This is a genomic window from Pseudomonas sp. 1D4 (assembly GCF_001728925.1).
GTDB lineage: Bacteria > Pseudomonadota > Gammaproteobacteria > Pseudomonadales > Pseudomonadaceae > Metapseudomonas > Metapseudomonas otitidis.
Genome location: NZ_LXJQ01000080.1, coordinates 1 through 15,018, shown reverse-complemented (window position 1 = coordinate 15,018; position 15,018 = coordinate 1). Strand labels below are relative to the sequence as shown.

The 15,018-nt window shown below is 63.9% G+C and carries 14 protein-coding genes; 12 read left to right on the top strand and 2 right to left on the bottom strand.

The window, feature by feature from the left end; genetic code table 11:
- The 4 genes from A7D27_RS25760 to A7D27_RS25755 form a co-directional block, all read left to right on the top strand.
- Window positions 1-999: RHS repeat-associated core domain-containing protein (locus tag A7D27_RS25760; protein ID WP_139134194.1), on the top strand; the 999-nt coding region annotated here is incomplete at its 5' end.
- Window positions 996-1,376 (top strand): hypothetical protein, encoded by a 381-nt coding sequence (locus tag A7D27_RS28180; protein WP_139134193.1) that lies wholly within the window; start codon window positions 996-998, stop codon window positions 1,374-1,376. The genes A7D27_RS25760 and A7D27_RS28180, both read left to right, overlap by 4 nt.
- Before the next feature lie 300 nt (window positions 1,377-1,676).
- Complete coding sequence (locus A7D27_RS28175; RefSeq protein WP_139134192.1) at window positions 1,677-1,985, top strand: hypothetical protein; 309 nt, start codon at window positions 1,677-1,679, stop codon at window positions 1,983-1,985.
- A gap of 300 nt (window positions 1,986-2,285) precedes the next feature.
- Complete coding sequence (locus tag A7D27_RS25755; RefSeq protein WP_069566541.1) at window positions 2,286-2,735, top strand: HEAT repeat domain-containing protein; 450 nt, start codon at window positions 2,286-2,288, stop codon at window positions 2,733-2,735.
- A 213-nt stretch (window positions 2,736-2,948) separates the two neighbouring features.
- Here A7D27_RS25755 and A7D27_RS25750 read toward each other — a convergent pair whose 3' ends face one another.
- Complete coding sequence (locus A7D27_RS25750) at window positions 2,949-3,383, bottom strand: N-acetyltransferase (RefSeq protein WP_069566540.1); 435 nt, start codon at window positions 3,381-3,383, stop codon at window positions 2,949-2,951.
- Window positions 3,384-3,567: 184 nt separating this feature from the next.
- Entirely contained in the window at window positions 3,568-4,782 is a 1,215-nt protein-coding gene (locus tag A7D27_RS25745; RefSeq protein ID WP_069566539.1) for a Xaa-Pro peptidase family protein, read from the bottom strand.
- A gap of 330 nt (window positions 4,783-5,112) precedes the next feature.
- Here A7D27_RS25745 and A7D27_RS25740 point away from each other — a divergent pair, with 330 nt between their 5' ends.
- The 8 genes from A7D27_RS25740 to A7D27_RS25705 all read left to right on the top strand — a co-directional run bounded on the left by A7D27_RS25740 (window position 5,113) and on the right by A7D27_RS25705 (window position 14,824).
- Entirely contained in the window at window positions 5,113-5,676 is a 564-nt protein-coding gene (locus A7D27_RS25740; protein ID WP_044406946.1) for a helix-turn-helix domain-containing protein, read from the top strand.
- A 263-nt stretch (window positions 5,677-5,939) separates the two neighbouring features.
- Entirely contained in the window at window positions 5,940-7,541 is a 1,602-nt protein-coding gene (locus A7D27_RS25735) for an ABC transporter substrate-binding protein (RefSeq protein ID WP_069566538.1), read from the top strand.
- A gap of 221 nt (window positions 7,542-7,762) precedes the next feature.
- Complete coding sequence (locus A7D27_RS25730) at window positions 7,763-9,202, top strand: OprD family outer membrane porin (protein ID WP_069563572.1); 1,440 nt, start codon at window positions 7,763-7,765, stop codon at window positions 9,200-9,202.
- Window positions 9,203-9,246: 44 nt separating this feature from the next.
- Complete coding sequence (locus tag A7D27_RS25725; RefSeq protein WP_069566537.1) at window positions 9,247-10,839, top strand: ABC transporter substrate-binding protein; 1,593 nt, start codon at window positions 9,247-9,249, stop codon at window positions 10,837-10,839.
- A 106-nt stretch (window positions 10,840-10,945) separates the two neighbouring features.
- Window positions 10,946-11,956 (top strand): ABC transporter permease subunit, encoded by a 1,011-nt coding sequence (locus tag A7D27_RS25720; RefSeq protein WP_069566536.1) that lies wholly within the window; start codon window positions 10,946-10,948, stop codon window positions 11,954-11,956.
- 10 nt (window positions 11,957-11,966) lie between these two features.
- Window positions 11,967-12,872, top strand: coding sequence for an ABC transporter permease subunit (locus tag A7D27_RS25715; RefSeq protein WP_069566535.1), 906 nt, complete (start codon window positions 11,967-11,969; stop codon window positions 12,870-12,872).
- Between the two features lie 9 nt (window positions 12,873-12,881).
- Window positions 12,882-13,853: an ABC transporter ATP-binding protein gene (locus A7D27_RS25710; protein ID WP_044406929.1), complete on the top strand. Its 972-nt coding sequence runs from the start codon at window positions 12,882-12,884 to the stop codon at window positions 13,851-13,853.
- On the top strand, window positions 13,853-14,824 hold the full coding sequence (locus A7D27_RS25705) for a peptide ABC transporter ATP-binding protein (RefSeq protein ID WP_069566534.1): 972 nt from the start codon (window positions 13,853-13,855) through the stop codon (window positions 14,822-14,824). The genes A7D27_RS25710 and A7D27_RS25705 overlap by 1 nt, the downstream gene beginning before the upstream one ends.
- The last annotated feature ends 194 nt before the right edge of the window (window positions 14,825-15,018 follow it).

Below are 15,018 nucleotides of genomic sequence, written 5' to 3'. Positions count from 1 at the left end.
AACGCCGTCACCGACAAGGCCGGTACCCCCATCGCCAGTTACGCGTACAACGCCCTCGGCCAGCGCGTGCTGAAAGACGTGCAGCAAGGCACCGCCCACACGCCCTACACCTACCTCTACGGCCCCGACGGCCAGGTGCTCGGCCAGGTGCGCTACACCAGCAACGGCAAGAAGAGCAAAGCCAGCTACTACGTGTGGCTCGACAGCCTGCCCATCGCCCAGATCGACCTGACCTACAGCGCCGGCACCACCATCGCCAGCACCACCCTCACCTACCTGCACAGCGACCACCTCAACACCCCCCGCCTGGCCACCAACCAGAGCGGCGACCTGGTATGGAGTTGGCAAAGCGATGCCTTTGGGGTGGGGCAACCCAAGACCTACGGCAGCACCATCGACGTGATCCTGCGCTTCCCCGGGCAGGTCGCCGATGCGCACAGTGGGCTGTATTACAACTACTTCAGGGATTACGACCCGGAGACGGGACGGTATGTGGAGAGTGATCCGATTGGGCTCAAGGGGGGACTGAATACATTCGGATATGTCAGCAGTAACCCTCTATTGAATTACGATCGCAAAGGACTTTACGGACAAAGTTTAATCATACCCGCTGTAGCAATTGGTGGAGCTGCAGCTCTGACGTGCTATATAACTGGAACATGCCAGAAACTAGCACAAACTTGCAGATCATTATTAAATGAGTCCTCCGAGGATGACTGGGAGAGAGAGTATGAAGACTATTTAAACAGTGGAGACTCCGGACTAACCGACCACGGCAAAGAAAGAGCGAATGACCCAACAAGAGATGTTGGAGACAGAAATGACACAATTAAAAACGGCGAGAAATTTAAAGACACCGAAACCGGTGCAACAGTATACGTAGACGGAAACAGAGTTGTAATAATCGGGGACAGAGGTGGAGTAACACAATGGAACGACCAAACCGAAAGGGAAACATCAAATAAAGTATCCTCTGGAAAATGGAAACCGCTCGAATGAAAACAAAGAAAGATCGAAGCCACCGCCTCAGCAAAAAACTCCATAAGAAATACCTAAGTGATACCAGGCTATACATATGTTCATCTGAAGAGTGGCTAGAAACACTAACGCAGGCAAATGATGGCCAGATTTTTTATATAAAAAATAATGAAAAAACACCTACACTTAAGAAAATAACCGACAAAAGCCTAAATTACCAAGTAACAAAAATATCAACAAAACCAGATCAAAGCTTTGATATAGAAATTTCACCATGCAAATTTAGAGAGCTAATCCTTCGTAGCACAATATTCCCTCCAAATAGCGATTCAGCAATAGAGGCAATCCGGCTAGCAGAACAAAGAACTCTATCTGAAAAAAAACTCCCTCCAACTTAACACCAACACCCTTACACCATTAAAGCTCTGCCCATATTATTTGGCGCAGAGCTTATTACACCCGAAGAATAGTTAGACCACAAGCAACCAGAAGCAGCAACTGACTCGACAGCTTACCCCCGTCCAGAATGCTATAAGAATTAAATTTCCGCATTAAGCACAAATAAAAAATGCTAAGACTCACTACCACTGGCCTGAAAAAGCACTTAATACATCCCGAAGCGGGCATGCTAAATCAATAGAGAACATGAATTATTCTACACTTTAAATTTATGTGAAAAATTAATTTCAGGAGGTCACATGCCTTGGTACGCAATAAGAAATGTATATCTCTTCGGGAAGAAGGACGATGGGAAAAATATCTTTGAAGAGCGCACAGTCTGCTTTGAGGCGCCGGACCTTGAAACTGCCTATCTAAAAGGCGAGCAGGAAGCAACTGAATATGCAGAGTGCTGCGGATTTGAATCTCACCCAGAGCAAGCCTGCTTTTTACAAGATGGAGAGCCGCTAATAGATGGTTACGAGGTCTGGTCTGAGCTTTATGAATCAGATAAAGATCTAGCAACATTTTATTCTGACAGGTATACAGCATATGAATATACCCCTTGAACTTTAGGGCAAACTATTATTGTTCACGCAAATCAGAATTCACCGCAATTCCAAGCCGCCGATTGATACAAAAAATATAGACTGGGTTGCAACCACAACATGAGTGAATAGTCACCAATTTTGTAGACCACCTACTTCAAAACATCGTTATTTCTGACGAACAGTAACGAGAGCCACTTATGCAGAGGCAGTGGCCTGGCCGAGACACCACGCCGGATATGCGGAGTAAAAGCAACGATACAAATGGGATTGCCAAGCCTGTGAGCCGCATGAACATCCCCCCACCCGCAACGAGGTCGCATGGACATTCTCCAAATCTCGGACAAGTCACTGACTGAACTGGAGCAGCTCTTTGCTTGCAACATCGAAGACGATGACTTCTACGATGTGGTGGCCTTCAACATCGAACGAAGCAAACCTGGTTATTGGCTCGAACACATCAACGGCCTCGACCCAATGCGACAACGGGCGGCAACGTTCGGCCTGGGGCTGAGCAAAGCCCCCAGAAATCAACTTACCCAAGCTCTGATGGCATTAGCCGAAAGCCAGAACGAACGGATTGCCAGCCAAGCCGTTGATTCGCTCCGGCGCTTGAACGTCAGAAGGGCCAAGGCACTGGTCAAGCGCCTCATGCAGCACACCTCCCCCTATGTGAGCCGGTTCATGGCCTTTGCCCTGGAAAGCGAAGCCATTCCCGTGATTACCCTTGCCTGCACGACTCGGACCCTATCGTCAGGCAAAACGCCATAGATGAGCTTTCCGAGTTGGGTGGGGACCAAGTCATTGCGCTGATCCCCCCCTGAAGAGAGACGCGTCCCCCGAGGTCAGGCTGGCGGCACGTCAGGCAATTGACCGGCTGAAGGCCAGTACCCTCTAACTCACTTCCGCCAATTCCCGGAACCCAACATGCTGGCTGGACATTTCCTGATGGGAAACCCACGCAACACAGGAAGGCGGAGCTTCTCACTCCTCTCTCCCCCGCCAACGCAAGGTCAACTCCGGCTGCCCCGTCGCGGCATCCAGCGCTTCGGCGACGACTTCGAAACCAGCCGAACGGTAGAAGCCCACCGCCTTGACGTTGGCGCGGTAGACGTTCAGTTCCAGTGAGTGATGCCGCGCCTTGGCGCTGTCCAGCAGGCGACGGCCGAGTCCGCTGCGCTGGTGGGCGGGGTGGATGAAGAGTGCGGCCAGGTGGTGCTCGACCAGGGACAGGAAGCCACACACCTGGCCGCTCTCTTCCACAACCCAGTTTTCCGCGGCAGGCAGGTAGTGGTTGAGCATGGCGTCCCGCTGGCTGTGCCAGAAGGCATCGGGGATGAAGTCATGGGCCTGGAGGGAGGCCTCCAGCCAGATGTCCACCAGGTCGGCGTACTCGTCGGGGCGGGCAAGGCGGATCATGTGCAGTCCTGTGCGGGGTCACGTTCGAAGCCGGCGATTATAAGCGCCGGCGAACGTCGGCCTGCAGAAGCGCGCCGGCCCACTTCCTCGGCGGTAACCGGGAAGGGGGTGATGTGGCGCGGTGATCCGCTTCAGCCGCAGCAGCTTCGAGGACCTATCCCCTTAGGACACGCCACTGCCGGGCTCAGGCCAACCCGAACGGGTCGTCGATGGAGTGGCTCGGCTGGGTGAACCAGCGCGGGCCGTCTTCGGCCATGTAGAAGTGGTCTTCCAGGCGGATGCCGAACTCGCCGGGCACGCAGATCATCGGTTCGTTGCTGAAGCACATGCCCGGCGCCAGGGGCGTGGCGTCGCCGCGTACCAGGTAGGGGCCTTCGTGGATCTCCACGCCGATGCCGTGCCCGGTGCGGTGCGGCAGGCCGGGGAGCTGGTAGTCCGGGCCGAGGCCGTCGGCTTCCAGGGAGCGCCGGGCAGCAGCGTCCACCGCTTCGCAGGGGGCGCCCAGGCGGGCGGCGTCGAAGGCGGCCAACTGGGCGCGCTTCTCGGCCTCCCACAGGGCGCGCTGGCGCGGGCTGGGGGTACCGAAGACGTAGCTGCGGGTGATGTCCGAGAGGTAGCCGTGCAGGCGGCAGCCGGTGTCGATCAGCACCATGTCGCCGTCCCGCAATGGCCGGGGCTGGGCCACGCCGTGGGGGAAGGCGCTGTCGGCGCCGAACAGGACGATGCAGAAGTACGAGCCGCTGGCCCCGACGCGGCGATGGGCCTGGTGGATGAAGGCCTCCACCTCGGCCGGGGTGATGCCCTCGCGGAGGATGCTGGCGGCGGCCTTGTGCACGGCCAGGGTCATGTCCTTGGCGCGCTGCATCAGGGCGATCTCGGCGGCGGACTTGCGAGCCCGGCAGTGCTGGGTTACGCGGCCGCCGTCGATGATGCGGTAGCGCGGCGACTCATTGCGCAGGCCGTCGAACATGAAGAACGGCAGGCTCGGGCACAGCGCCACGCAGGCGTCGTCGGCGAGGCCCAGGGCGGCCAGGCGATCCAGCAGCAGGCGGTAGGGGGACTCGTGCTCCTGCCAGGTGCGGATGGCACTCGGCACCACCTGGAAGCCGCGCACGGTGCCTTCCTCGAAGGCCGGGGCGAGGTATTCCAGCTCGCCCACGGCGGGCAGCAGCGCGCCCACCAGGCGTTCGCTGGGGTGCCACTGCACGCCGGTGAAGTAGCGCAGGTTGGCCCCGGCATGGAGGTACAACGCGCCGATGCCCTGCTCGACCATGAAGCGCTGGGCGCGGGCGATGCGTGCGTGGTACTCCGCCGCCTCGATGGGCCGCGCACCGGCGGTCATGTCGTGCAACTGGGCGAGCGCCGCCTCTGGCGTGCTGCCGCCTACACCCCTGGTCATCCCGTGGTCCTCGCTTGTCTGACAATCCGGCGGCGGAATTTAAGGGAGGCTGAACGAGGCGGTCAAAGGATTTTTTAAGTGTGACTTAATTTTATGGCCACCGATGCACGTCGCGCGCGCCATTCGACCTTTCGCTGACAGCTTCCCGACAGCTTCAGCCACTATGCTGCGCAGGCCCGGCGACACGATCGCCCGGCAGCTCCACCCTTCCCTTGCGCGGTACCGTGCCCACCGCCGGCCACAAGCCGGTGGCCTGGGCGCTTGCGCCGGGACTGCCGCCCGCCGCACCGCTCGGTATACTGGCCGCCTCCCGTCACCAGAGCACCCGCCATGTCCGTCGACCGCATCGGAGAACGCCTGCGCCGCTACCGGCGTGCCGCGAAAAAGACCCTCAACCAGGTCGCTGCCGAATCGGGGCTCACCGCCAGCTTTCTCTCCCAGGCCGAACGCAACCTGACGGGCGTGTCCATCTCCTCCCTGGCCAACATCGCCAAGTCCCTCGGCGTGCCGATGAACGCACTGTTCGACCAACCGCCGCAGCCCCAGCCCGACTCCCACCAGAACGAGCGCGTGCGCTACACCATCGAGGGCCAGCCGCTGGCCTACGAGCGTCTGTCCACCTCCTTCCCCGGCAACCTGCTCAACGCAGTGAAGATGAACATGCCGGTCGGCTACCAGTCGGAGCTGATCGCCCACGAGGGCTCGGAGTTCGCCTATGTGCTCTCCGGGCAGATCGTCTACACCATCGACGGCCGCCAGTACCCGCTCGCCGCCGGCGACTCGGTGCATTTCGACGCCGGTAAGACCCACTGCCTGGCCAACGTCGGCGAGAACGTCGCCGAGGTGCTGACCGTCACCACCATGCCGCTGTTCGACGACCGCAACGCCTCCTGACGCCTTTCAATTGCCACGATGCGACGCCAGGTGACGCCTGAATGTAAGTCTTGCTTAATTTCTGTTGACCACTTTTTCAGCATGACTTAATTTCGGCCACGCTTTGGCGTTGGGCATGGAGCCCCGGCCAGAGCGCTCACCGCTGCACAGGGCCGGCCACCTGACCCCGGGACCGGAACGCAGCGGGTTGTACCGAGCACGTGCCCGGTCCATAAAGCCGCGAGCCCGTGACGCCCTCAGAAAAAGAACAATCGAGGTCCCGCATGCCCAAGAACCCCCTCGTCCAGGCCCTGCTCGCTGCCGGCCTGCTCCTCGGCACTTCCTTCGCCTCCGCCGCCAGCAACCTGGTGTTCTGTTCTGAAGGCAGCCCCGCCGGCTTCGACCCCGGCCAATACACCACCGGCACCGACTTCGACGCCACGGCGGAAACCCTCTTCAACCGCCTGGTGCAGTTCGAGCGCGGCAGCACCCGCGCCGGGCCGGCGCTGGCCAAGTCCTGGGACGTTTCCGAAGACGGCCTGACCTACACCTTCCACCTGCGCCCGGGCGTGAAGTTCCACACCACCGAGTACTTCAAGCCCAGCCGCGAATTCAGCGCCGACGACGTGCTGTTCACCTTCCAGCGCATGCTCGACAGGAACCACCCGTTCCGTAAGGCCTACCCCAGCGAGTTCCCCTACTTCACCGACATGGGCCTGGACAAGAACATCGCCAAGGTCGAGAAGCTGGACGACCACACCATCAAGTTCACCCTCAACCAGGTGGACGCCGCCTTCATCCAGAACCTGGCCATGCCCTTCGCCGCCGTGCACTCGGCCGAGTACGCCGACCAGTTGCTCAAGGCCGGCACACCGCAACTGCTCAACCAGAAGCCCATCGGCACCGGCCCGTTCGTGTTCAAGCGCTACCAGAAGGACGCGCAGATCCGCTTCACCGGCAACAAGCATTACTGGAAGCCCGAAGACGTGAAGATCGACAACCTGATCTTCGCCATCAACACCGACGCCTCCGTGCGCGCCCAGAAGCTCAAGGCCGGCGAATGCCAGGTCACCCTCAACCCGCGTCCGGCCGACATCGCAGGGCTCAAGCAGGACCCGCGCCTGCAGGTGCCCTCGCAGCCCGGCTTCAACCTCGGCTACATCGCCTACAACGTCACCCACCCGCCGTTCGACAAGGTGGAGGTGCGCCAGGCGCTGGACATGGCGGTGAACAAGCCGGCCATCATCGAAGCGGTCTACCAGGGCGCTGGGCAACTGGCAGTCAACGCCATGCCGCCGACCCAGTGGTCCTACGACGAGACCATCAAGGACCCGGGCTACAACCCCGACAAGGCCAAGGAACTGCTCAAGGCCGCCGGCATCGCCGAAGGCACCGAAGTCACCCTCTGGGCCATGCCCGTGCAGCGCCCCTACAACCCCAATGCGCGGCTGATGGCCGAGATGATCCAGGCCGACTGGGCCAAGGTCGGCGTCAAGGCGCGCATCGTCACCTACGAGTGGGGCGAGTACATCAAGCGCGCCCATGCCGGCGAGCACGACGCCATGCTGTTCGGCTGGACCGGCGACAACGGCGACCCGGACAACTGGCTCGGCACCCTCTACGGCTGCGATTCGGTCAACGGCAACAACGTCTCCAAGTGGTGCGACGCCGACTACGACAAGCTGGTCAAGCAGGCCAAGGCCAGCACCGACCAGGCCCAACGCACCGAGCTGTACAAGAAGGCCCAGCAGCGCCTGCACAACCAGGTGCCGATCAGCCCCATCGCCCACTCCACCGTCTACCAGCCCATGAGCCGGAGCGTGGAGGGCTTCCGCATCAGCCCGTTCTCCACCAACTCCTTCTACGGCGTGGCCAACGCCCCGTGAGCACAGGGGCCTGGCGGCTGCCCCCGCCAGGCCCCGGTCTTCCGTGACCAGCCCCTCCATCCGCCGCAGAGCGGAGGAGACCTTTTTTCATACCTGCCCCAACGAGTCCGCAAGGAAGCTGCGCTTGCGTGCGACGTCACCGGCTTGTCCGGTGACGACGGCAGTCCGCGCCAGCGCTCCTTGCTTCAACGCGAAGCCATAACAACAAAGGAGCGATCGACATGAAGAAAGACCATTCCCGAGCGACCCTGGCCCTGGCCCTGCTGGCCGCCACCGGCGCGGCACGGGCCGAGGAACAGCCCATGCCACCGGTGCCGGAGAACCCCAGCTACGCCGCCCAGGTGCAGAACATCCCGGCGGTGGACAAGCCGGTGAAGGGCCAGGCCGGCGCCACCGGGTTCATCGAGGGGCAGAGCCTGACCCTCAGCACCCGCAACTTCGCCGCCCGCGAGCAGATGAAGGACAGCTTCGGCTTCACCATCCCCAAGGATGACGGCCCGCAGCGCACCCACAGCCGCCGCGCCTGGGTGCAAGGCACCCAGCTCAAGTACAGCTCCGGCTACACCCAGGGCACCATCGGCTTCGGCCTCGACGTCGCCGCGTTCAACGCCATCAACCTGGAGCGCGGCAAGGGCCGCATCGGCGGTGGCGGCAACCGCACCCTGGCCGACAGCAACGGCCACGGCGTGGAGGAGTGGTCCAAGCTGGGCATCGCCAACGTGCGCCTGCGCGCCTCCAACACCGAGCTGAAGGCCGGCCGCTTCCAGGTGGACACCCCGGTGTTCAGCTACTTCGACAACCGCGCCCTGCCCTCCAGCTTCACCGGCTACGCCATCACCAGCGAAGAGCTGGACAACCTGGCCCTGCAGGCCGGCAGCTTCCGCCGCGTCAGCCCGCGTACCGGCGCAGGCGACGAAGCCTTCACCACCGAGTACGGCACCCGCGAGGTGAAGGGCGAGCACATGCATTACCTGGGCGGCAACTACAAGCCGCTGGAGAGCCTGGAGATCGCCGCCTACGGAGGCCGCTTCGAAGACATCTGGGACCAGTACTACCTGGGCATCACCCACACCCTGGGGGACCGCGAAAACCTCTCCCTGCGCACCGCGCTGAACGGCTACCGCACCCGCGACACCGGCTCGCGCAAGGCCGGCTACATCGACAACGACGCCTGGAGCCTGGCATTCACCCTCGCCCACCAGGCCCACGCACTGACCCTGGCCTGGCAGCAGATCGACGGCGACGAGTACTTCGACTACGTCCACGAAACGGCGGCCATCTACCTGGCCAACTCCCTGCTCTCGGACTACAACGGCCCCAACGAGAAGTCCGCGCAGATCCGCTACGAGACCGACTGGAGCTACTTCGGCGTTCCCGGCCTGTCCACCACCGCCTGGTACGCCAAGGGCTGGGACATCGACGGCACCCACTACGACGGTGATCGCAACGGCGCCTACGGCAACTACGTCGAAGTGCGCAGCATGGACGGCGAACGCCACCACGAGTACGGGCTGATGGCGGCCTACAAGGTGCAGAGCGGAACCATCAAGGACAGCACCTTCAAGGTCACCTACATGTCCCACAAGGCCAGCAAGCAGCAGATCGACGGCAGCGTGAACGAACTGCGCGTGGTCAGCACTTTCCCCTTCGACCTGCTCTAGATTGAGACGGGCGCCGCCCAGCGGCGCCCCACAAGGAGACTCACATGCGCATGACGCTCCGTACCCTGCCCCTGCTGGTGGCCCTGGCCGCCGGCGCCCCGCTGGCCCAGGCAGCCAACCTGGTGGTCTGCACCGAAGCCGCGCCGGAAGGCTTCGACATCGTCCAGTACACCGGCGCGGTGACCGCCGACGCCTCCGCCGAAACGGTGTTCAGCCGCCTGGTGGCCTTCAAGCCCGGCACCACCGAGCTGGAACCGGCCCTGGCGGAACGCTGGGACATCAGCCCCGACGGCACCGTCTACACCTTCCACCTGCGCCCGGGGGTGAAGTTCCACACCACCAACTACTTCACCCCCACCCGCACCCTGAATGCGGACGACGTGCTCTGGAGCTTCCAGCGCGCCCTCGATCCCAAGCACCCCTGGCATGAATCGGCCCAGCGCGGCTACGCCTACTTCGACGCCATGGGCATGCGCGAGCTGATCAAACGTGTGGAGAAGGTCGACGACCTCACTGTGCGCTTCACCCTCAGCCGCCCCGAGGCGCCCTTCCTCGCCGACATGGCCATGGGCTTCGCCTCCATCTATTCCGCCGAGTACGGCGACCAGTTGCTCAAGGCCGGCAAGACCAACCAGCTCAACCAGCAGCCCATCGGCACCGGCCCCTTCGTGTTCAGCCGCTACGCCAAGGACGCCCAGGTGCGCTACAAGGCCAACCCGGACTACTTCCGCGGCAAGCCGCCGATCGACAACCTGGTGTTCGCCATCACCCTCGACCCCAACGTGCGCCTGCAGAAGGTGCGCGCCGGCGAGTGCCAGATCGCCCTCTACCCCAAACCGGAAGACGTACCCGGCGTGCGCAGCAACCCCAACCTGGCGGTGGACGAGATCGACGCGCTGCTGACCACCTACGTCGCCATCAACACCCAGCACAAGCCGCTGGACGACGCCCGCGTGCGCCAGGCCATCAACCTCGCCGTGGACAAGCAGGCGATGATCCAGGCCGTGTTCGGCACCGGCAACGCCAGCGTGGCGGTCAACCCCTACCCACCGACCCTGCTGGGCTACAACCACCAGGTGCAGGACTGGGCCCACGACCCGGAGAAAGCCCGCGCCCTGCTGGCCGAAGCCGAGGTGAAGGACCTGAAGATCACCCTGTTCATCCGCAACGGCACCTCGCCGACCATCCCCAACCCGGCGCTGGCAGCACAGATGATGCAGGCGGACCTGGCCAAGGCCGGCATCCAGATGACCATCCGCTCCCTGGAGTGGGGCGAACTGCTCAAGCGTTCCAAGGGCGGCGAGCACGACCTGGTGCTGCTGGGCTGGGCCGGCGACAACGGCGACCCGGACAATTTCCTCAGCCCCAACCTGTCCTGCGCGGCAGCCGAGTCGGGGGAGAACCAGGCGCGCTGGTGCAACCCCGAGTTCGAAGCCCTGATGCAGAAGGCCCGTGGCGTCAGCGAGCCTGCCGAGCGAGCGAAGCTCTATGAACAGGCCCAGGTGGTTTTCCACCGCGAAGCCCCGTGGATTACGCTGGCGCACCCTAAGCTGTTCAACGTGCGCCGCAGCAACGTCGAGGGCTACGTGATCAGCCCACTGTCCAACAACCACTTCGCCACCACCCGGGTGAAGTAACGGCGCCGTCGCGGCACCCGCTGCCGCGACACCCGACAACAAGAACGACGCCCGCCCACCGTTACCCACGGAAGCGGGCGTGATACCTGAGGAGTCAATCACCGAGATGCTCAGTTTCATTGCTCGCCGACTGGGGCTGCTGATCCCCACCTTCTTCGGCGTCACCCTGCTGACCTTCGCGCTGATCCGCCTGATTCCAGGCGACCCGGTGGAAGTGATGATGGGCGAACGTCGCGTCGATCCCGAAATGCACGCCCAGGCCATGATCCGCCTGGGGCTCGACAAGCCCCTGTACGAGCAGTACCTCACCTACATCGGCAAGCTGGCCCAGGGTGACCTGGGCGAGTCGCTGCGCACCCGCGAGAGCGTCTGGCACGAGTTCCTCACGCTGTTCCCCGCCACCCTGGAGCTGGCCCTGGCCGCCCTGCTGTTCGCCGGCACCCTCGGCCTGCTGGCCGGCGTGCTGGCGGCGCTCAAGCGCGGCTCGCTGTTCGACCACGGGGTGATGGGCATCTCCCTCACCGGCTACTCCATGCCGATCTTCTGGTGGGGCCTGCTGCTGATCATGTTCTTCTCGGTCTGGCTGGGCTGGACACCGGTCTCCGGGCGCATCGACCTGCTCTACGACATCGAGCCGAAGACCGGCTTCATGCTCATCGACACCCTGCTTTCCGACGAGGAAGGCGCCTTCGTCGACGCCCTCAAGCACCTCATCCTGCCGGCCATCGTGCTGGGCACCATCCCCCTGGCGGTGATCGCCCGCATGACCCGCTCGGCGATGCTCGAAGTGCTGCGCGAGGACTACATCCGCACCGCCCGCGCCAAGGGCCTGTCGCCGACCCGCGTGGTGTTCGTGCACGGCCTGCGCAACGCGCTGATCCCGGTGCTCACCGTGTTCGGCCTGCAGGTAGGCACCCTGCTGGCGGGCGCCGTGCTCACCGAAACCATCTTCTCCTGGCCGGGCATCGGCAAATGGCTCATCGAGTCCATCGGCGCGCGGGACTACCCCGTGGTGCAGAACGGCATCCTGCTGATCGCCTGCCTGGTCATCCTGGTCAACTTCGTGGTGGACATCCTCTATGGCCTCGCCAATCCCCGCATCCGTCATCAACGTTGAGGAGCCGACCATGACCATCGCCCAGCCCCCGGTCGAGCCGGCCCTGCTCTACCCCTCGCCGCTGAAGGAGTTCTGGCAGAGCTTCTGCCACAACAAGGGCGCCGTCGGCGGCCTGGCCTTCATGATCCTGATCATCGTCTGTGCGCTGTTCGCCCCCTGGATCGCCCCCTACGACCCCAGCGAGCAGTTCCGCGACGCCATGCTGACCCCGCCGGTCTGGCTGGATGGCGGCCAGTGGCGCTTCGTGCTCGGCACCGACGAACTGGGCCGCGACCTGCTCTCGCGGCTGATCCACGGCGCTCGGCTGTCGCTGCTGATCGGCGTGGCCTCGGTGCTGATGTCGCTGATCCCGGGGATCTTCCTGGGCCTTCTGGCAGGCTTCTTCCCGCGCCTGATGGGTCCCTCGATCATGCGCCTGATGGACATCATGCTGGCCCTGCCCTCCCTGCTGCTGGCGGTGGCCATCGTCGCCATCCTCGGCCCTGGGCTGATCAACACCGTGATCGCCATCGCCGTGGTCTCGCTGCCCTCCTACGTGCGCCTGACCCGCGCCGCCGTGATGGTGGAGCTGAACCGCGACTACGTCACCGCCTCGCGCCTGGCCGGCGCCGGGCTGCTGCGGCTGATGTTCGTCACCGTGCTGCCCAACTGCATGGCCCCGCTGATCGTGCAGGCCACCCTGAGCTTCTCCTCGGCGATCCTCGACGCCGCCGCCCTGGGCTTCCTCGGCCTCGGCGTCCAGCCGCCTACCCCCGAGTGGGGCACCATGCTGGCCTCGGCCCGCGACTACATCGAGCGCGCCTGGTGGGTCGTCTCCCTCCCCGGCCTGACCATCCTGCTCAGCGTGCTGGCCATCAACCTGATGGGCGACGGCCTGCGTGACGCACTCGACCCCAAACTGAAGAACGCCGCCTGAGGAGCCCCCATGAGCCTTCTGGATATCAAGAACCTCTGCGTCCGCTTCGGCGACCTCAGCGCCGTGCCCGTGGTGGACGGCCTCGACCTGCAGGTGAACGCCGGTGAAGTGCTGGCCATCGTCGGCGAGTCCGGCTCCGGCAAGTCGGTGACCATGATGGCCCTGATGGGCCTGATCGACGCCCCCGGCTGGATCACCGCCGACCAGATGCAGTTCGACGGCACCGACATGCTGCGCCTCAAGGGCCGCCAGCGCCGGCACATCGTCGGCAAGGACCTGTCGATGGTCTTCCAGGACCCGATGACCGCCCTCAACCCCAGCTACACCGTGGGCTTCCAGATCGAGGAAGTGCTGCGCCAGCACCTCGGCCTCAAGGGCCGCGCCGCCCGCCAGCGGGCCCGCGAACTGCTGGAGCGGGTGGAGATCCCCGGCGCCGAAAGCCGCCTCGACGCCTACCCGCACCAGCTCTCCGGGGGCATGAGCCAGCGCGTGGCCATCGCCATGGCCATCGCCGCCGAGCCCAAGCTGCTGATCGCCGACGAACCCACCACCGCCCTGGACGTGACCATCCAGGCGCAGATCATGGACCTGCTGCTGAACCTGCAGCGCGAACAGGGCATGGGCCTGGTGCTGATCACCCACGACCTGGCGGTGGTCGCCGAGACCGCCAACCGCGTCTGCGTGATGTACGCCGGCCAGGCCGTGGAAGTGGGCAGCGTGCCGCGCCTGTTCGACGCCCCGGCACACCCCTACACCGAGGCGCTGCTCAAGGCCATTCCCGAACACAGCGTCGGCAAGCCGCGCCTGGAGACCCTGCGCGGCATCGTCCCCGGTCGCTACGACCGGCCCCAGGGCTGCCTGCTGTCGCCGCGCTGCCCCTACGCCCAGGCCAGCTGCAAGGAACGCCGCCCCAGCCTCGACGCCTACGAACACGGCGCCGTGCGCTGCTACTTCCCGCTCAATTTCGACGAGGTGGCCTGATGAGTGCCGTCCTGACCGCCCGTGACCTGACCCGTCACTATTCCGTGTCCCGTGGCCTGTTCAAGGGCCACGCCACCGTGCGCGCCCTCAACGGCGTGTCGTTCCAGCTCGACGCCGGCAAGACCCTGGCCGTGGTCGGCGAATCCGGTTGCGGCAAGTCCACCCTGGCCCGCGCCCTGACCCTGATCGAGGAGCCCAGCTCCGGCTCCCTGCAGATCGCCGGGCGCGAAGTGGCCGGCGCCAGCAGCGAGGACCGCAAGCAGCTGCGCCGCGACGTGCAGATGGTGTTCCAGAACCCCTATGCCTCGCTCAATCCCCGGCAGAAGATCGGCGACCAGTTGGCCGAGCCGCTGGTGATCAACACCGGCCTCTCCAGCGCCGAACGCCGCGAGCAGGTGCAGGCGATGATGCAGCAGGTGGGCCTGCGCCCCGAGCACTACCAGCGCTACCCGCACATGTTCTCCGGCGGCCAGCGCCAGCGCATCGCCCTGGCCCGCGCCATGATGCTCAACCCCAAGGTGCTGGTGGCGGACGAACCCACCTCGGCGCTGGACGTGTCCATCCAGGCCCAGGTGCTCAACCTGTTCATGGACCTGCAGCAGAACTTCAACACCGGCTACGTCTTCATCTCCCACAACCTCGCCGTGGTGCGCCACGTGGCCGACGACGTGCTGGTGATGTACCTCGGCCGCCCGGCGGAGATGGGGCCGAAGGAGCTGATCTACGAGCGCCCGCTCCACCCCTACACCCGCGCCCTGCTCTCGGCGACCCCGGCGATCCACCCGGACCCGGCCAAACCGAAGATCAAGATCGTCGGCGAACTGCCCAACCCCCTGGACCCGCCACCCGGCTGCGCCTTCCACAAGCGCTGCCCCCACGCCACCGAGCGCTGCCGCAACGAAGTCCCCGAACTGCGCCTGCTCGATGCCCGCCAGGTGGCCTGCCACCACGCCGAGAGCATCGCCCTCTAGCACAGCCTTGTAGCTCGGACTTCAGCCCGGGATTCCCCTCCCCGGACTGAAGTCCGGGCTACGGCTACGAATCGGTGCTCAACGGGTACGGCGGCGGCAACCGTAGGATGGGCTGAGCTGTGCGAAGCCCATCGTGGCGGCCTCATGCGGGGATTCGATGCGGTTCGCCGAGCTCACCGCATCCTACGGGCGGC